Origin of the sequence: Mycolicibacterium chlorophenolicum (genome assembly GCF_001044235.1) — a bacterium.
Classification (GTDB): domain Bacteria; phylum Actinomycetota; class Actinomycetes; order Mycobacteriales; family Mycobacteriaceae; genus Mycobacterium; species Mycobacterium chlorophenolicum.
Genome location: NZ_JYNL01000001.1, coordinates 166,260 through 182,102, shown reverse-complemented (window position 1 = coordinate 182,102; position 15,843 = coordinate 166,260). Strand labels below are relative to the sequence as shown.

Genomic DNA, 15,843 nt, shown 5'->3' with positions numbered 1-15,843 from the left:
GATTATTGCGCCTGACTGACCGATGACATGTGGAAGTCGGGAATCCGCAGGGACGGCATCTGCGCGCGGGTGGCCCAATCGCCCCACTCCCGGGGCAGGGTCGCCTCGCTGACCCCCGCCTCGGTGGCCCGACGCAGCAGATCGAGCGGGCTCTCGTTGAACCGGAAGTTGTTGACCGCGGCGGTCACCTCGCCGTCCTCGACGAGGTACACCCCGTCGCGGGTCAGCCCGGTCAACAGCAGCACCGACGGGTCGACCTCGCGGATGTACCACAGCGTGGTGAGCAGCAGTCCCCGCTCGGTCGCCGCGATCATGTCCGGCAGGGCCGCCGACCCTCCCGTCATCAACAGATTGTCGGCACCCACGGCGACCGGGGCGCCGAACTCGGCGGCCGCCGCCCGCGGATACGCCAGCGCGTTGATCACGCCGTCGCGGATCCAGTCGACCCGCTCGATGTCCATGCCGTTGTCGAACACCGAGGCCCGTTCCGAGGACGTCGAGACGGCCACGTACGGCGCGCACTCCAGCCCCGGCGCGTGCGGGTCGGAGTACAGCGTCAACGGAAGATCGGTCAGCGTCTCCCCCACCCGGGTGCCGCCGCCGGGCGCCGCGAGCGCGGTCCGGCCCTCCTGCGCGCCGCGCCCGCCCATCGTCCACGTCAGGTAGATCATCAGGTCGGCGACCGTCGACGGGGGCAGGATCGTCTCGTAGCGGCCCGCCGGCAACTCGACGGTGCGGCGCGCCCACGACAACCGGGTGCTCAACTCCTCGAGCAGCGCATCGGCGGACACCCCGGCGAGATCGGGCGTGCTCACCCCCGCCCAGGCGCTGGCGCCGTCACGCTTGGCGTTGATCTCGACCGAGCCCGTCGGCTGCGTGAAGCGCCGGCGCAGCCCGCCCGACGTGGCGACGAACGTGGTCTCCAGGATGTGGCGGGCATAGCCGAACAACGTGTCACTGCCCCGGAAACCGCGTGCGAGATCGGTTGCGACACCGGCGAACACATCAGCCCCGGTGCCGGGGACGGGCGCGTCCCAGTCCGACGGAGCGTCACCACCGGGCAGCGGCGGCGCACTGTCGCGGGCCGGAGGCGCTGCGGCCGCGGCCCGCTGCGACGCGGTGACCAGGTCGACGAGCACCGCCGGATCGACGGCGCTGGAACGCACGGAGCCGACGTGCGCGTCGTCCCCACGGCGGACGATCGAGATGACGGTGGTGGTCCTGCTGGTGGATTCGCCGTTGGTGGTCATCGTGTTGTTCGCCCACCGCAGCGCCGCGTCGCTGCGATCGGTGACCAGCACGACGGTCTCGTCGGCCCCGCCCAGCCGCGCCGCCTCGGCGAGCGCGAGATCGACGACCTGCGCCGCGCCGATCATCGTCCGCCCTCTTCGCGCGTGTTGAGCACCGAGATGCCGCGGAACAGCGCGGACGGGCACCCGTGACTGACCGCCGCGACCTGCCCGGGCTGCGCCTTGCCGCAGTTGAACGCCCCACCGAGACGCCAGGTCGATTGTCCGCCAACGGCTTCCATCGCACCCCAGAAGTCCGTGGTGGTCGCCTGGTACGCCACGTCGCGCACCTGCCCGTCGAGTCTGCCGTCCCGAATGCGGAAGAACCGCTGACCGGTGAACTGGAAGTTGTACCGCTGCATGTCGATCGACCAGCTCTTGTCGCCGACGATGTAGATCCCGTCGCTCACCCGGGCGATCAGGTCCTCGGTGCTGACGTCGTCGGGTGACGGTTGCAGCGACACGTTGGCCATCCGCTGGATCGGGACGTGGTGGGCCGAATCGGCGTAGGAGCACCCGTTGGACCGGGCCACCCCCAGCCGCGGAGCGAACACCCGGTCGAGCTGGTAACCGACGAACAGCCCGTCGCGCACCAGATCCCAGCTCTGCGCCCGCACGCCCTCGTCGTCGAATCCGACGGTCGCCAGGCCGTGCTCGACGGTGCGGTCGGCGGTCACGTTCATCACCGCCGAACCGTAGGCCATCCGGCCCAGTTTGTCGGGGGTGGCGAACGACGTGCCGGCGTAGGCCGCCTCGTAACCGATGGCCCGGTCGTATTCGGTGGCGTGGCCGATGGATTCGTGGATGGTCAGCCACAGGTTCGACGGGTCGATCACCAGATCGGTCGGTCCGGCGACGACACTGGGCGCCTTGACCTTCTCGGCCAGCAGGGCCGGCAGCGCCGCCAGCTCGCCGGTCCAGTCCCAGACCTGGTCACCGGCAACGGCTTCCCAACCGCGCCCGGTCGGCGGGGCCAAGGTGCGCATGGTCTCGAACGTGCCAGCCGCCGCGTCCACCGTGACCGCGTCCAGGTTGGGCAGCACCCGCACCCGCTGCTGGGTGATCGACGACCCGAACGTGTCGGCGTAGAAGGTCTGCTCCTTGGCCGCGTGCAGCCACGCCGACACGTGATCGACCCCGTCGGAGGCCAGCAGCCGGCCCGAGTAGTCCTCGAGCACCGCGATCTTCTCCGCGACGGGCACCGCGAACGGGTCGATGCGGTAATCCGAGACCCACGTCATGTCTCGGTACACCGGCTCCGGCGCGAGCTCGATGCGTTCGGCGTTCAGCGCCGCCAGCGTGGTGGCCACCCGCACCGCGCGCCGCGCCGTCTCGACGGCCGCGTCCGGGCTCAGTTCGGCGTGCGACGCGAAACCCCACGTGCCGTCGACGATCACCCGCACCGCGAGGCCGATCTCGTCGTCGACGACGGCGTTCTCGAGGGCGCCGTCGCGCAACTGCACGGTCTCGGTGGTGATCGCGTGGATGCGCAGATCGGCATAGCTGGCACCGGCGTGCAGTGCCGCACTCAGCGCCGCGTCGGCAAGGGACTGGCGGGGAAGGGCGAGGAAGTCCGCGTCGACTGTTCGGGGCGCCGTCACGCCCCTACCGTATCGGCTCAGCTACGCGCGGCGCTGGTCGGAAACACGGTGAGCTCGACGGCCAGCGCCACGGCGCACACGGCGATGACGACCGCGAACGCCACCCAGTCGCGGCGCGCGGGCCGCGACGGGGCGGCCGAGATCTGGCCGGCCCCACCGCGCGCGGTGATCGCGTCGCCCATCTCGTCGGCCCGTCGCAAGGCGACGGTGATGGCGGCGGCGAGCAGATCGATCAGCTCGGCGGCCCAGCGTCGTCCCCGCGCCCGCCGGTGCACGTCGACGTCCTGCGGTCGCAACCGGCGTGCCGCGTAGAGCACGCTGAATTCCTCGATCAGCATCGGAAAGGCTCTCAGCGCCAACGACAGTGCGACCGCCCAGTCGTCGACGGGGATGCGCAGCGGGCGTAGCGGGCGGCCCAGGGTGGACACGGCGGGTGCGATCTCGGCGACGTTGGTGGTCCACGACACCATCGCGCCGAGGCCGAGCAGCACGATCGACAGTGCGGTGATGCGCAGGAAGTTCAGCAGCCCGCCCAGGCCGATCTCGACCGAGCCGAGGGCGATCACCGGACTGCCACCGGCGAACGTGGCGGTCAGCGCGCCCAGCGCCAGCAGGAACCACAGAAAGCGCGGAACCGTGGGCAGCACCCCGCGCGGGATGTGCGCCATGCGCGCGGCCACCGCGACCAGCAGCGCCACCGCAGCGATCGGCACCCAGCCGGGATAGAACGTCAGCAGCACACCGATGCCGGCGACGATGAGCAGTTTGGCGCCCGCCCACAGGTCGTGGATCACGGTGCGCCCCGGCACCGGCCGCAGCAACACGACCTGCCTGCGCTGCTTGCGGCTGCTCACGGCAACCCTCCCGCGTTGGTGGGAGCGGCGGCCAGTTCGCCGTCCTGCAGGTGCAGGGTGCGCGGGCAGAGATCCTCCAACCCCGCGAAGTCGTGCGAGATCACCACGACGGTCAACCCGCGCCGCCGGCGCAGGTCCTCGAGCAGCCGCAGCAATCCGCGCGCCGAGGCCGCATCCAGGCCGGCCAGCGGCTCGTCGAGGATCAGCGCCCGCGGCGATCGGGCCAGCAGTCCGGCCAGCACGACGCGCCGCATCTGTCCGCCGCTGAGTTGGTCGATGCGGCGTGATGCCAGCGTCGGGTCCAGGCCGACGGTGTTGAGAGCCTCGGTGACCTTGGCCTGGTCGTACATCGAGAAGCCAGCCGACGACGCGATCTCCAGCGCGACGTGGCTGCGCATCAGCTGCAGCCGGGCCGCCTGGAACGAGATCGCCACGCCGCCAACCTGTTCGGACACCGGTGCGCCGTCGAGCAGGCACTCCCCGACGGTCGGCACGGTGAGCCCGGCCATGATCCACGCCAGCGTCGACTTGCCCGAGCCGTTGAGCCCGTGGATCAGCACGCCGTCGCCCTCGTGCACGGAGAAGTCGATTCCGCTCAGCGCCGTCTTCGCCCACGGCGTGTCGTAGCCGTACACGTGACCGACTCCGCGCAGTTCCAGTACCGGTCGCCCGGCGGGGCGATCCGGGGCTGTCGAGGCCACCGGCACCTCGGCGGTCTCGACCATCTCCGGGCCCGCGACGTTGTCGGCGCTGGCGCCGTTGCCGCTCAGCGTGACCGTGCGGTCGGCGGCCTCGGCCTCGTCGTTGTAGTGCGTGATGTGCACCAGCGCGGTGCGGTGCCGGCGGGTGAGGCCGGACAGCACCGACATCAGGCCCTCGCGGCCGTCCTGGTCGACCATGCTGGTCACCTCGTCGGCGATCAGCAGCGCGGGCTCACGCGCTAGCGCGCCGGCCACGGCGAGCCGCTGCAGTTCACCGCCGGAGAGCCCGCCCGTGTCGCGCTCGCCGAATCCGTCGAGGCCGACCTCGCCGAGCAGCCGGTCCACGTCGATCGACGTCCCCGGCGGCAGGCCCCACACCACGTCGTCGGCGACGCGCGTGCCCAGCACCTGGCTCTCGGGATGCTGCATCACCACCGCGGTGCCGCCGGTGCGGCCCAAGCCGACCGCACCGGGGCGCTGCACCGTCCCCGCGGTCGGTTCGCGGCCGGAGAGCACCAGCATGAGCGTGGTCTTCCCCGAGCCGTTGGCCCCGGTGACGGCGACGTGTTCGCCCGGCTGCACCGTCATCGACACCGGACCCAGCGCATCCTTGGGCGACGACGGGTACCGGAACCGGACGTCGAGCAACTGCAAGGGCACCGGGGCGATCGGGCCATCGCCGATCGGGGTCTCCAACTTGTGCACGTCGGGAACCCCCACCAGGCGCGTCATCACCCGCGACAGCGCCCACCAGCCGACGAGGCTGACCCACAGGATGGTGCCCACGCCGATGGCGAACAACAGGATCGGCCAGTAGTGCAGCGCGGTCGCGAAGTCGGCCTTGAGGCGCTCGGCGGCCCCCTCCAGCTGCGGTACGCGGGCCATGATCGCGGCCACACCGTCCACGTTGGCCGTCATCGAATCGAAGATCAGGTGCCGCAAGCGGCTCAGCACCGTCAGCGCGGCGACCGCGAACACGCCGAACGCCGCGCCGGCCACCAACGAGGAGGCGACGACCGTCGGCGTGCCGCGTCCGCGGCGTTTCACGATGCCGGTCAGCCCACCGATGTAGGCGCAGTTGACGACGGTCATGAAGCCGCCCATGCCGGCGATGAGGAAGGCCACCAGACCGCCCGCCACCGTGGCGGTGATGAGCACCCGCAGCCGGTACCGGTAGGCCAGCAGACCCATCGGGACGGTGCCGAGCAGGGACAGTCCGGCCGCGAAGGGCACCACGACGGCGATGATCGCGATGGCCGCGCACAGCGCCGCCATCACCGAGGCCTGGGCCAGTTCGACCGGCTGCAGGGAACCGGACCGTCGCGGGGTGCGCTGCGGGCCGGCCGTGGTCATTTCACGATTCTGCCAGCCCGTCCGCGCGCAGCCGACGGCCGGCATGTGACCGCTGCCACGGCATGGGCAGTGGAATACATAGGATTTCTATGGAACTATGGCGGTCATGTCCTCGACACTCGGCGCAGATCTGCTCTCGGTGGTGGCGCGGCTCAACCGGCTGGCCAACCAGCGGGTGCGGATGCCGATCCCGTTCGCCCAGGCCCGGCTGCTCTCCACGATCGAGGACCGGGGCGAGGCGCGCATCTCCGACCTCGCCGCGCTGGACCACTGCTCGCAGCCCACCATGACCACGCAGGTGCGTCGCCTCGAGGACGCCGGCATGGTCACCCGGACCGCGGACCCGCAGGATGCGCGGGCCGTGCTGATCAAGATCACCCCCGAGGGGAAGAAGGCGCTGCGTCAGGCCCGGGCCGATCGCGGCGCCGCCGTCGATCCGTATCTGGAGCGCCTCAGCGAAGCCGACCGCGAGCGCCTCACCGAGGCGGTCGACGTCATGCGTCGCCTGATCACCGACGCCACCTCCCCCCGCACCACCGCACGATAAATCGTCCGAAAGGAGTGGTTCGCCCCATGTGGCGCCAACCCAAGGCCGTCTGGGCCGTCGCGTTCGCTTCCGTCGTCGCCTTCATGGGGATCGGTCTCGTCGACCCGATCCTCAAGCCGATCGCCGACAACCTCAACGCCTCGCCGTCGCAGGTCTCCCTGCTGTTCACCAGCTACATGGCGGTGATGGGGGTGGCGATGCTGATCACCGGCGTGGTGTCCAGCCGCATCGGCCCCAAGCGCACACTGCTGATCGGCCTGGTGATCATCATCGCCGGCGCCGGGCTGGCCGGCATGTCGGACACCGTGATGGGCATCGTGGGCTGGCGGGCGCTGTGGGGCCTGGGCAACGCGCTGTTCATCGCGACGGCGCTGGCGACGATCGTCAACTCCGCGCGCGGCTCGGTCGCCCAGGCGATCATCCTGTACGAGGCCGCCCTGGGCCTCGGCATCGCCGTCGGCCCCCTGGTCGGCGGGGTACTCGGTGAGATCTCTTGGCGTGGGCCGTTTTTCGGCGTCTCGGTGCTGATGGCCGTCGCACTGGTGGTCACCACGTTCCTGCTGCCGTCGACCCCGCCCGCCGCGCGGGCCACGACGCTGGCCGACCCCTTCCGGGCGCTGGCACACCGCGGACTGCTCGGTGTCGCGACGACCGCGCTGCTGTACAACTACGGCTTCTTCACGCTGCTCGCGTTCACCCCGTTCCCCCTCGACATGGGCGCCCAGGAGATCGGCCTGATCTTCTTCGGCTGGGGTCTGGCGCTCGCCTTCACGTCCGTGTTCGTCGCGCCGCGTCTGCAGCACCGCTTCGGCACCGTGCGCACGCTGGTGGTCAACCTGCTGCTGATGACGGCCACGCTCGCCGCGATGGCGGTGTGGACCGACCACAAGCCGGTGCTGGCCGGGTGCGTGGTCGTGGCGGGTCTGTGGATCGGCATCAACAACACCCTGATCACCGAGACGGTCATGAAGGCGGCCCCGGTGGAACGCGGTGTCGCCTCAGCGGCCTACAGCTTCATGCGGTTCGGCGGCGCCGCGGTGGCGCCGTGGCTCGCGGGCGTCCTCGGAGAGCAGGTCAGCGTGCACCTGCCGTTCTGGGTCGGCGCGGGCGCGGTGCTGTTGGCCGCGGTGGTGCTGACGACGACGCGGACGCACCTGAGCCACATCGACGACGAGGAGACCGAGCTCGACGAGCTCACCGACGAGGCGCGCGCCGTCACCGTCGGCAACGAGAGCTGAGCGCTCAGGTCGCGGCGACGCCGATGAGGTGCCCGACGAGGTAGGTCGCGGCGATCGCCACCGCGCCGAACGTCAACTGGCGCGCCGATCCCCACGCCGGTGACCGGCGGGTGATGCGCGCCGCGGCGGCCCCGGCCAGCATCAGCCCGAAACCGCCGAAAGCGAGCCCCGCCCAGAGGAGTTCGTAGCCCAGCAGGTACGGGATGAGCGGGATCACCGCACCTACCGCGAACATCACGAACGACGATCCGGCGGCCAGCCACGGCGAGGGCTTCTCCTGGGGATCGACGCCGAGCTCCTGGATCAGGTGGAAGTTGATCGCCTTGTGGTCGTCCTGGTGGATCTCCTCGGACGCCTTGGCCGCGGTCTCGGCAGACATCCCCAACGCGACGAGCTTGGCGACCAGTTCGGCTTGCTCGGCCTCGGGCTGGCGCCGGAACGACGCGCGCTCGACGTGTACCTCGGAGTCGATCTGCTCGTTGGCCGTCGTCACGGACGTGTACTCGCCCAGCGCCATCGAGAAGGAGCCGGCGAGCAGTCCCGCGACGCCGCTGATCACCACCGTGTGCGCGTCCGCACTGGCCGCCACGCCTGCGATCAACGCCGTGTTGCTCACCAGCCCGTCCATCGCGCCGAACGTCGCGGCCCGCAGCCAACCGCCGGTGACGTCGGCGTGCCGGTGATCCTCGACGTGGGCAGCCCCTGAGTCGGTCATGGCGACCATCTAACGCCGCGTCGCGAACGCCGGCGGGATCGGGATGGTGACGGTTTGCGACATCACAGTTTGCGCGACGGTTTTGCGGGCTACCGTCGAGGTATGACGACCACTGCGGAGTATCTGCGGAATTCTCTCGACGGACGCTGGCGCGATGTGAAGAACCGGGTGCGGAAGGAACTCAGCAACGAGATCTTCCGTCCGCACTACACCCCCAACACCGTGATCGCCCGCACGAAAGTGGCGGAGCAGCTGAAGATCATGGCCTCGCGCGGCGCGGCCGAGGACGGGTTCAAGAAGGAGCACGGCGGCAACGGCGACGTCGGCGCCGCCGTCACGCAGATCGAGATGCTCGCGATGAGCGACCTGTCGCTGATGGTCAAGGCCGGTGTGCAGTGGGGCCTGTTCGGTGGCGCGATCGAGAACCTCGGCACCGAGCGCCATCACCAGGCCTACGTCCAGAAGCTCATCAACCTCGAGCTGCTCGGCTGTTTCGCGATGACCGAGACCGGGCACGGCAGCGACGTCCAGTCCATCGAGACGACGGCCACCTACGACCCTGCCACCGAGGAGTTCGTCATCGACTCCCCCACGCCGTCCGCGCGCAAGGATTACATCGGCGGTGCGGCCGAGACCGCGCGTGTGGCAGCAGTTTTCGCGCAGCTGATCACCCCCGACGGCGAGGGCCACGGCGTGCACTGCTTCGTGGTGCCCATCCGGGACGACGACGGCAACGATCTGCCCGGCGTCATCACGTCGGACTGCCACTACAAGGGCGGGCTGCCCGGCGTGGACAACGGCCGCATCCAGTTCGACCACGTCCGCATCCCGCGGGACAACCTGCTCAACAAGTACGCCGACGTCGCCGCGGACGGCACGTACACCTCACCCATCGAGAACCCGAACCGGCGGTTCTTCACGATGCTCGGCACGCTCATCCGCGGGCGGGTCACCGTCGGCGGCAGTGCCGGGGCCGCCGCCCGGGTCGCCCTCGACATCGCCACGCGCTACGCGTTGCAGCGCCGCCAGTTCTCCGATCCCGACGGCGGCGAGGTCCTGCTGATGGACTACCTCGTCCACCAGCGTCGCCTCTTCCCGCTGATCGCCCGCTCGTATGCGCTGCAGTTCGCGCAGAACGAACTGGTCGCCAAGTGTCACGAGCTGCAGACCGCCGACGATCCGGATCCCGAGGAACAGCGCGAGCTGGAGTCACGGGCCGCGGGACTCAAGGCCGCCAACACCTGGCATGCCACCCGGGCCATCCAGGAGGCGCGCGAAGCCTGCGGTGGCGCAGGCTATCTCGCCGAGAACCGCCTCATCGCGCTCAAGGCCGACACCGACGTGTTCACCACCTTCGAGGGCGACAACCACGTGCTGTTCCAGCTGGTGGCCAAGGAGCTGCTGACCGCCTACGCCGATGACATCAAGGGCATGAGCCCGGTGGAGTGGGTCGGGTTCGCGGCCCGGTTCGCCGGCGAGCGGGTGCTGAAACGGACTGCGGCACAGACGATCATGCAGACCATCGTGGACAGCCGCGAGGACAACGAGGAAGAAGGCAGCCTCTTCAACCGCGGCACCCAGGTCAAGATGCTCGAGGACCGCGAGGAGTACATGACCGCGTCCGTGGCGCGGCGCCTGCAGAGCAAGTCCAAGGAGATGAGCGCGTTCGAGGCGTTCAACTCCGTGCAGGACCATGTGCTGCACGTCGCGCAGGCCCACATCGACCGGATCGTCCTCGAGGCGTTCGTCGCGGGCATCGACGGTTGCCAGGACCGGACCGCCCGCGAGATCCTCGGCCTGGTGTGCGACCTGTACGCCCTGACCGTGATCGAGGAGGACAAGGCGTGGTTCGTCGAGCACCGCTTTCTGTCCACCGAGCGCGCCAAGGCGGTCACGCGCGCCATCAACGACCGCTGCAAGCGGCTGCGGCCCTACGCCGAGTTGCTCGTCGACGGCTTCGGCATCCCGGAGCCGCTGCGCTACGCGGAGATGCTGCACCCCGAGCACATCCCCGACGCCGACGACCACGTCCGCCAGGACGCGACGAGCGCGGGCGTGATCTGACGCCTACGGGCCGGGAATCGGGTCCAGGATGGTGAGCCTGCCGTCTTCCAGCGTCACCCGCGCCGATCCGATCCCGGTGGGACAGCACGCCGGTTCGGAGCCCTGGCGCCACTGATACTGCACGACGGCATCGTGGTCGCCCTGGGCCGTGACAGTGATGTACGGGCGCGGGTCGGGTGTCGGTGAGCCGATCCCCTTCTCGCCGTCGAAGAACAGCACCTGCTGCGGGCTGTCGGAGGCGCTGCCGGCGCTGACCACCACCCAGGTGAGCCGGCAGTCCGCCGCGTGGCCCCGCGACGCCTCGGTCCACGAGGCCGGCGGAAGCAGGGCGATCTCGTCACTGAGCGCGGCCGCGCCCGGACCGGGCCCGCACGCCGCGGTGCTCGTCGGCGCCGGCGACGGCGGACTCCAGCCGCACGCGGCGGTCAGCAGTCCCACCATGACCGGCGCCGCGAGGGCCCGCGAAAGTCGCATGGCCTCAAGGATAGGCAGGCGCGAATCCGGTCAGCCTTCGCCGCCGAGCTCCGTCTGGTCCCGTTCGTTCTCCCCGGCGTCCTGGGCCATCACCGACTCGTCGAGCCACCTCTGCACGTCACCCCCGAGCCGGTCGGCGGCCAGCTCGGCGAAGTCGAGTGCCTGCACGGCCATCGCGGCCAAGATCTTCATCGCCCGGCCGCTGCTGTGGATCTCGACCATCAGCGCGTGCAGCGCGTCGTTGTCCTCGCGGTGCAGGGCCGAGAGATAGCGCCGGGCATCGGAGAACTCGCGGTCGACGTGGGCCGACTTCCGGCGGAAGTCATCCGGTGAGGGCAGATGGTCGGGCACGTGGGTCATGGCTCACTCTTTCCGGCGGTGAACCTCATTACAACCCCTGCACATCCTTGCGCCGAACGTGACCCCTCTCACTAAGTGCTAGCCAGATGCTTGCAGGAGTTAGCACGGGGGTATGCGCATCGGTACAGGATGACCGAGCACAAAGGAGATATCGATATGGCAGACAGCAACAGCGGCCCGCTGGCCGCGGTGAACAGCCTGATCAACGGCGCGGTGGGCATCGTCAAGCAGGTTCTCGGAATCGTTCTCAACCGCGACCGCCTCCAGGAGGAGGGCAAGGCGCAGCAGGACAAGGCCGAGGCCCAGAAGGATGTCGCCAAGAAAGAGGCCGAGGCCGAGAAGGCTCGCGCAGAAGCAAAGGCCCAGGAGACTCGGGAGAAGGCTGCCCGCAACAGCTAAGAGCCGCATGAAAAGGGGCCACACCTACACGAGGTGTGGCCCCTGTTTCATGTTCAGGCCGGATGTATCTCGGCTCCCCCGGCTGGACTCGAACCAGCAACCCTTCGGTTAACAGCCGAATGCTCTGCCAATTGAGCTACAGGGGATTGCCCTCCCGCGGGCGCTGTGCCGCGGGCCAGAGAGCACTCTAGCCTACGTCCGGCCGCGGTCGCCAATGCGTTCCCGGCCGGGCGCGCAGCCCCTTCCGTGAGGCAGGATGGGTGGAGATGGACGGCGTGGGATTCGGTTGCGCCGTCACGCGAGACAGTTCTGGAGGAGCCCTGTGATCGGGTATGTCGCCGTTGCGGCCGTCGGCTACGTGTTGGGCACCAAGGCTGGCAGGCAGCGCTACGAGCAGCTCGCCGGAACCTACCGCGCGGTGACGGGCAGCCCGGCGGCGCGGGCCGTCATCGACGCGAGCCGCCGCAAGATCGCCGAACGGGTATCGCCGGACCCGACGATGGTGCAGGTGACGCCGATCGACGCCGGTACCGACGTGTTCGAACCGGGCCAGCCGGAGAAGAAGAGGAAAGCCGCGGGCGAGAACCGCTAGCCCATGCCCCGATTGATCGTGGTGCCCGGGAACAGCGGGCCCGTGCTGAACTCAAGCCCGTTGCCGCCGAAACCGATCGACGGTGTCCCGATCTGCCCGCCGGTGCCGTTCGAGTAGCCCAGGCACTGGCCGTCGTCCTTGTTGCCGAACCAGGCAAGGCAGCGCGGACCGGCCTGCGCCGTGGCATCGGGGCTGCTCAGCGAGGCGTACAGCGGGACGGCGACGGCCGCGGCCGCGACGGCGCCGACGATCAGCCGGGCTGCGTGAGCCCGCATGGTGTGCACCAGCATCGACAACTCGCCTTCTCCCCGACTCCCATGACAGCAGACACACCATAACCCGGCGAGCCGGTTCACGCAGTCAGGTCGTCGCCACTGGCCTGTTCGAGCAGGCTGCGCCGGTAGGCCTCCATCGCCACAAGGTCGCCGAACAGCGCGTGGTACTCGTCGCCCTGCTCCACCGGCGACATCCGCTGCAGCTTCGACTTCACCTCGGCGATCTGCCGTCCGATCCAGACCTCCTGCAGCCGGGCCAGGACGCCGCCGATGTAGCGGGGCAGTTTGTCCTCGTCGGCGTTGATCGCCTCCGCGCTCAATTCGTTGACCAGGCCGGCGGCCGACGGGCTCGCCACCTGATCGCGGACCGCCTCGATCCACTGCGCCCCGGTCAGTCCGCCGGATGTGCCGCCGGCGGCCTCGATCGCCGACCGGACCGCCGCGTACCCGGGGTGGGTGAAACTCTCGGCGGCCAGCGAGTCGAATACCGGACCGGCCAGCGCCGGGTACTGCAGCGCGGACTTGAGCGCCTCCCGCTGCGGCCACAGCGTCGGGTCGGCCGGGTTCGGCCGGTCTGCGGTGGGCGCGGCCGGTCGGGACCGGGACGCGGGTGTGGGCTCCGCCGCCGCGCGACGTCGCGTCCGGTCCGGCATGCCCCGCTTGGCGGCCTCCTCGCGCACCCGGGTCAGCACCTGGGCCTCGTCGCGCCATCCGGTCCAGCCGGCCAGCCGGCGGGCGTACTCGTCACGCAGCGCGTAGTCCCGGATCCGGGCGACCAGCGGCACACACCGGCGCAGCGCATCCACCTGAGCCTGCGGGTCGTTGTCGAGGACGTCGCCGGCCGGGATCAGGCTGCGAATCGCGAACTCGAACATCGGGATCCGTCGCGCCACCAGGTCCCGCAGCGCTCCGTCACCCGACTTCAGCCGCAGATCGCACGGGTCCATGCCGTCGGCGGCCACCGCGACGAACGACTTCCCGGACACCTGCTGGTCACCGTCGAACGCCTTGAGCGCCGCCGCCTGCCCCGCGGCGTCGCCGTCGAACACGAAGATCAACTCGCCGCGATACCAGTTGTCGTCCATCATCAGCCGCCGCAGCAGCCCGAGGTGACCGTCGCCGAATGCGGTGCCGCACGACGCGACCGCGGTGGTCTCCCCCGCCAGGTGCATGGCCATCACGTCGGTGTAGCCCTCGACGACGACGGCGCGGTGCGCCTTGGCGATGTCGCGCTTGGCCAGGTCGAGGCCGAACAGCACCGCCGATTTCTTGTACAGCACCGTCTCGGGGGTGTTGACGTACTTGGCTTCCATCTGGTCGTCGTCGAAGATCCGCCGCGCCCCGAAACCGATCACCTCACCGCCGCTGGCCCGGATCGGCCACAGCAGCCGGCGGTGGAAACGGTCCATCGGCCCGCGGCGGCCTTCCCGCGACAGACCGGCGGCCTCCAGCTCCTTGAACTCGAAACCCTTACGCAGCAAGTGTTTTGTCAGCGAGTCCCAGCCCGACGGGGCGAACCCGCACCCGAACTTCGCTGCGGCGTCGGCGTCGAAGTTGCGGTCGATCAGATACTGGCGGGCCGGCGCGGCTTCCGGGCTCTGCAGGGCCTCGGCGTAGAACTCCTGCGCTGCGGCGTTGGCGGCCAACAGCCTGCTGCGGCTGCCGCGGTCGCGCTGCACGTTGGTGGTCGAGCCGCCGGTGTAGGTGACGGTGTAGCCGACGCGGTCGGCGAGCAGCTCGACGGCCTCGACGAAGCTGACGTGTTCGATCTTCTGCAGGAACGCGTAGACGTCGCCGCCCTCACCGCACCCGAAGCAGTGGAAGTGGCCGTGGTTGGGGCGGACGTGGAATGACGGGGACTTCTCATCGTGGAAGGGGCACAACCCCTTGAGGGAATCCGCGCCGGCGCGGCGCAACTGGACGTAGTCGCCGACGACGTCGTCGATGCTGACCCGTTCCCGGATGGCGGCGATGTCGCGGTCGGGGATCCTGCCCCGTGCCCTCGTCCCGTCGCCCGCCACGCGGTCAGTCTAGAGGCCGCGGGGTGCGTGCCTCGTGCACTCGTTCCAACCGGCCCTCGGTGTAGGAGGCGATCTGATCGACCACCACGCGCAGCCGGGCGCCGTCGTCGTCGGCGGCGACGAATTCGGCGGCGAACTGGGGATCCAAGCTGCCCGGCGCCTGGCCCCACAGCGCCAGCGCGACCTCCTGGATACGGATGCGCTGATCGGCCTGGATCTGCAGGTGCCGGTGGTCGGACATGATGAAGTGCAGCGCAAGCGTCTTGAGCACCGCGACCTCGGCGCGCACCAGGGTCGGCACCTCGAGATCGGCATCGAAGCGGCGCAACGGCCCCGGCCCCGCCGCGGCCCTGGTCGCGGTGACGGCCGCATTGGCGAACCGGCCGACCAGTTCGCTGGTGAGAGTCTTGAGCGCCACCGACGCCGCGAGCGTGCCGTCGAACTTTCCGACGGCCGCCACCACGGGGACCTGCGAGAGCCGTTCGGCGGCGGCCATCAGGTCCTCGGGCGTCAACGTCGGAAACGATCCCGCGCCGACGTGCCCGAGCGCCGCGGCCGCGTCCGCGTCGGCCAGCACCCGCAGGTCGATGCGCCCGGAGATGACGCCGTCCTCGACGTCGTGCACCGAGTAGGCGACGTCGTCGGCCCAGTCCATCACCTGGGCCTCCAGGCACGGCCGCTCGGCGGGCGCGCCCGCGCGCACCCAGTCCGCCGCGGCCATGTCGTCGCCCGGGAAGCCGCCGTAGAAGCCGAACTTGCGGCGTTCCCCGACCCGCGGCCACGGATACTTGGTGACCGCGTCCAGGGCGGCCCGAGTCAGGTTCAGGCCTGCGCTGCGCCCTTGTGCGTCAAGCACTTTGGGTTCCAGCCGGGTGAGGATCCGGAAGTTCTGCGCATTGCCCTCGAAACCGCCGTACGTCTTGGCGATCTCGTCGAGGGCGCGTTCACCGTTGTGGCCGTAGGGCGGGTGGCCGATGTCGTGAGCCAGCCCGGCCAGGTCCACGAGGTCGGGATCGCAGCCGAGCCCGATGGCCATGCCGCGGCCGATCTGGGCCACCTCCAGCGAGTGCGTCAGCCGGGTCCGGGGTGTCTCGCCCTCGCGCGGGCCCACCACCTGGGTCTTGTCGGCGAGCCGGCGCAGGGCCGCGCAGTGCAGCACGCGGGCACGGTCGCGGGCGAAGTCGGAGCGGTGCTCGGTGTCTGTCCCGGGCAGGGCGGCGCTCTTCGCCGGCTCGGCCACCAGCCGCTGGCGGTCGGACGCGTCGTAGCGGTCCTGCTGTCGTGGGTTCACCGAACCACAGTCTGCCAGCACGGCGCAGCGTTCCCGACGCACGCTCGCCTCCCGGTGCAGCCCACTACA

General features: G+C 70.2%; 15 protein-coding genes and 1 tRNA gene. 5 read left to right on the top strand and 11 right to left on the bottom strand.

From position 1 onward, the window contains the following. Window positions 1-2: 2 nt before the first annotated feature. The 4 genes from MCHLDSM_RS00795 to MCHLDSM_RS00780 are packed head-to-tail and all read right to left on the bottom strand — an operon-like array spanning window position 3 to window position 5,798. A complete protein-coding gene (locus tag MCHLDSM_RS00795) occupies window positions 3-1,376 on the bottom strand; it encodes a metallopeptidase TldD-related protein (RefSeq protein WP_048468408.1) in 1,374 nt (457 codons plus the stop codon). After that, on the bottom strand, window positions 1,373-2,890 hold the full coding sequence (locus MCHLDSM_RS00790; RefSeq protein WP_048468407.1) for a TldD/PmbA family protein: 1,518 nt from the start codon (window positions 2,888-2,890) through the stop codon (window positions 1,373-1,375). Before MCHLDSM_RS00790 ends, MCHLDSM_RS00795 begins: the two co-directional genes overlap by 4 nt. Before the next feature lie 17 nt (window positions 2,891-2,907). After that, entirely contained in the window at window positions 2,908-3,744 is an 837-nt protein-coding gene (locus MCHLDSM_RS00785; protein ID WP_048468406.1) for a CbiQ family ECF transporter T component, read from the bottom strand. Next, entirely contained in the window at window positions 3,741-5,798 is a 2,058-nt protein-coding gene (locus MCHLDSM_RS00780; protein WP_048468405.1) for an ABC transporter ATP-binding protein, read from the bottom strand. Before MCHLDSM_RS00780 ends, MCHLDSM_RS00785 begins: the two co-directional genes overlap by 4 nt. Window positions 5,799-5,904: 106 nt before the next feature. Here MCHLDSM_RS00780 and MCHLDSM_RS00775 point away from each other — a divergent pair, with 106 nt between their 5' ends. Continuing rightward, window positions 5,905-6,345, top strand: a complete 441-nt coding sequence (locus MCHLDSM_RS00775; protein WP_048419311.1) for a MarR family winged helix-turn-helix transcriptional regulator — start codon at window positions 5,905-5,907, stop codon at window positions 6,343-6,345. A 26-nt stretch (window positions 6,346-6,371) separates the two neighbouring features. Beyond that, window positions 6,372-7,583, top strand: a complete 1,212-nt coding sequence (locus MCHLDSM_RS00770; protein ID WP_048468404.1) for an MFS transporter — start codon at window positions 6,372-6,374, stop codon at window positions 7,581-7,583. A 4-nt stretch (window positions 7,584-7,587) separates the two neighbouring features. Here MCHLDSM_RS00770 and MCHLDSM_RS00765 read toward each other — a convergent pair whose 3' ends face one another. Beyond that, complete coding sequence (locus MCHLDSM_RS00765) at window positions 7,588-8,298, bottom strand: VIT1/CCC1 transporter family protein (protein ID WP_048468461.1); 711 nt, start codon at window positions 8,296-8,298, stop codon at window positions 7,588-7,590. A gap of 102 nt (window positions 8,299-8,400) precedes the next feature. On the opposite strand from MCHLDSM_RS00765, the gene MCHLDSM_RS00760 reads away from it, so the two are divergent. Continuing rightward, a complete protein-coding gene (locus MCHLDSM_RS00760) occupies window positions 8,401-10,362 on the top strand; it encodes an acyl-CoA dehydrogenase family protein (protein ID WP_048468403.1) in 1,962 nt (653 codons plus the stop codon). 3 nt (window positions 10,363-10,365) lie between these two features. Here the strand turns inward: MCHLDSM_RS00760 and MCHLDSM_RS00755 are convergent, their stop codons facing one another. Together MCHLDSM_RS00755 and MCHLDSM_RS00750 are read right to left on the bottom strand one after the other, a co-directional pair. Next, entirely contained in the window at window positions 10,366-10,836 is a 471-nt protein-coding gene (locus MCHLDSM_RS00755; RefSeq protein WP_048468402.1) for an LppP/LprE family lipoprotein, read from the bottom strand. Between the two features lie 30 nt (window positions 10,837-10,866). Further along, window positions 10,867-11,196 (bottom strand): hypothetical protein, encoded by a 330-nt coding sequence (locus tag MCHLDSM_RS00750; RefSeq protein ID WP_048468401.1) that lies wholly within the window; start codon window positions 11,194-11,196, stop codon window positions 10,867-10,869. Window positions 11,197-11,352: 156 nt separating this feature from the next. On the opposite strand from MCHLDSM_RS00750, the gene mbp1 reads away from it, so the two are divergent. Continuing rightward, the gene (gene mbp1, locus MCHLDSM_RS00745; RefSeq protein WP_048468400.1) at window positions 11,353-11,595 is read left to right on the top strand and encodes a microaggregate-binding protein 1; all 243 of its coding nucleotides are present in this window, start codon (window positions 11,353-11,355) and stop codon (window positions 11,593-11,595) included. Between the two features lie 73 nt (window positions 11,596-11,668). On the opposite strand, the gene MCHLDSM_RS00740 is transcribed toward mbp1, so the two are convergent. Continuing rightward, window positions 11,669-11,741, bottom strand: a tRNA-Asn gene (locus tag MCHLDSM_RS00740). Between the two features lie 176 nt (window positions 11,742-11,917). On the opposite strand from MCHLDSM_RS00740, the gene MCHLDSM_RS00735 reads away from it, so the two are divergent. Continuing rightward, entirely contained in the window at window positions 11,918-12,187 is a 270-nt protein-coding gene (locus tag MCHLDSM_RS00735) for a hypothetical protein (protein ID WP_048468399.1), read from the top strand. On the opposite strand, the gene MCHLDSM_RS00730 is transcribed toward MCHLDSM_RS00735, so the two are convergent. The 3 genes from MCHLDSM_RS00730 to MCHLDSM_RS00720 form a co-directional block, all read right to left on the bottom strand. Continuing rightward, the gene (locus tag MCHLDSM_RS00730) at window positions 12,184-12,462 is read right to left on the bottom strand and encodes a DUF7155 family protein (protein WP_048468460.1); all 279 of its coding nucleotides are present in this window, start codon (window positions 12,460-12,462) and stop codon (window positions 12,184-12,186) included. The two genes, MCHLDSM_RS00735 and MCHLDSM_RS00730, sit on opposite strands and share 4 nt — an antisense overlap. A 77-nt stretch (window positions 12,463-12,539) precedes the next feature. Next, window positions 12,540-14,483: a DNA primase gene (gene dnaG / locus MCHLDSM_RS00725; protein WP_048468398.1), complete on the bottom strand. Its 1,944-nt coding sequence runs from the start codon at window positions 14,481-14,483 to the stop codon at window positions 12,540-12,542. 4 nt (window positions 14,484-14,487) lie between these two features. After that, a complete protein-coding gene (locus tag MCHLDSM_RS00720) occupies window positions 14,488-15,774 on the bottom strand; it encodes a deoxyguanosinetriphosphate triphosphohydrolase (RefSeq protein WP_048468397.1) in 1,287 nt (428 codons plus the stop codon). Between the last annotated feature and the right edge of the window lie 69 nt (window positions 15,775-15,843).

Coding starts and splice junctions, on each gene's coding strand:
- MCHLDSM_RS00795 (WP_048468408.1), bottom strand. CDS start 1,376: ATGATCGGCGCGGCGCAGGTCGTCGATCTCGCGCTCGCCGAGGCGGCG.
- MCHLDSM_RS00780 (WP_048468405.1), bottom strand. CDS start 5,798: ATGACCACGGCCGGCCCGCAGCGCACCCCGCGACGGTCCGGTTCCCTG.
- MCHLDSM_RS00775 (WP_048419311.1), top strand. CDS start 5,905: ATGTCCTCGACACTCGGCGCAGATCTGCTCTCGGTGGTGGCGCGGCTC.
- MCHLDSM_RS00770 (WP_048468404.1), top strand. CDS start 6,372: ATGTGGCGCCAACCCAAGGCCGTCTGGGCCGTCGCGTTCGCTTCCGTC.
- MCHLDSM_RS00765 (WP_048468461.1), bottom strand. CDS start 8,298: ATGACCGACTCAGGGGCTGCCCACGTCGAGGATCACCGGCACGCCGAC.
- MCHLDSM_RS00760 (WP_048468403.1), top strand. CDS start 8,401: ATGACGACCACTGCGGAGTATCTGCGGAATTCTCTCGACGGACGCTGG.
- MCHLDSM_RS00755 (WP_048468402.1), bottom strand. CDS start 10,836: ATGCGACTTTCGCGGGCCCTCGCGGCGCCGGTCATGGTGGGACTGCTG.
- MCHLDSM_RS00750 (WP_048468401.1), bottom strand. CDS start 11,196: ATGACCCACGTGCCCGACCATCTGCCCTCACCGGATGACTTCCGCCGG.
- mbp1 (WP_048468400.1), top strand. CDS start 11,353: ATGGCAGACAGCAACAGCGGCCCGCTGGCCGCGGTGAACAGCCTGATC.
- MCHLDSM_RS00730 (WP_048468460.1), bottom strand. CDS start 12,462: ATGCGGGCTCACGCAGCCCGGCTGATCGTCGGCGCCGTCGCGGCCGCG.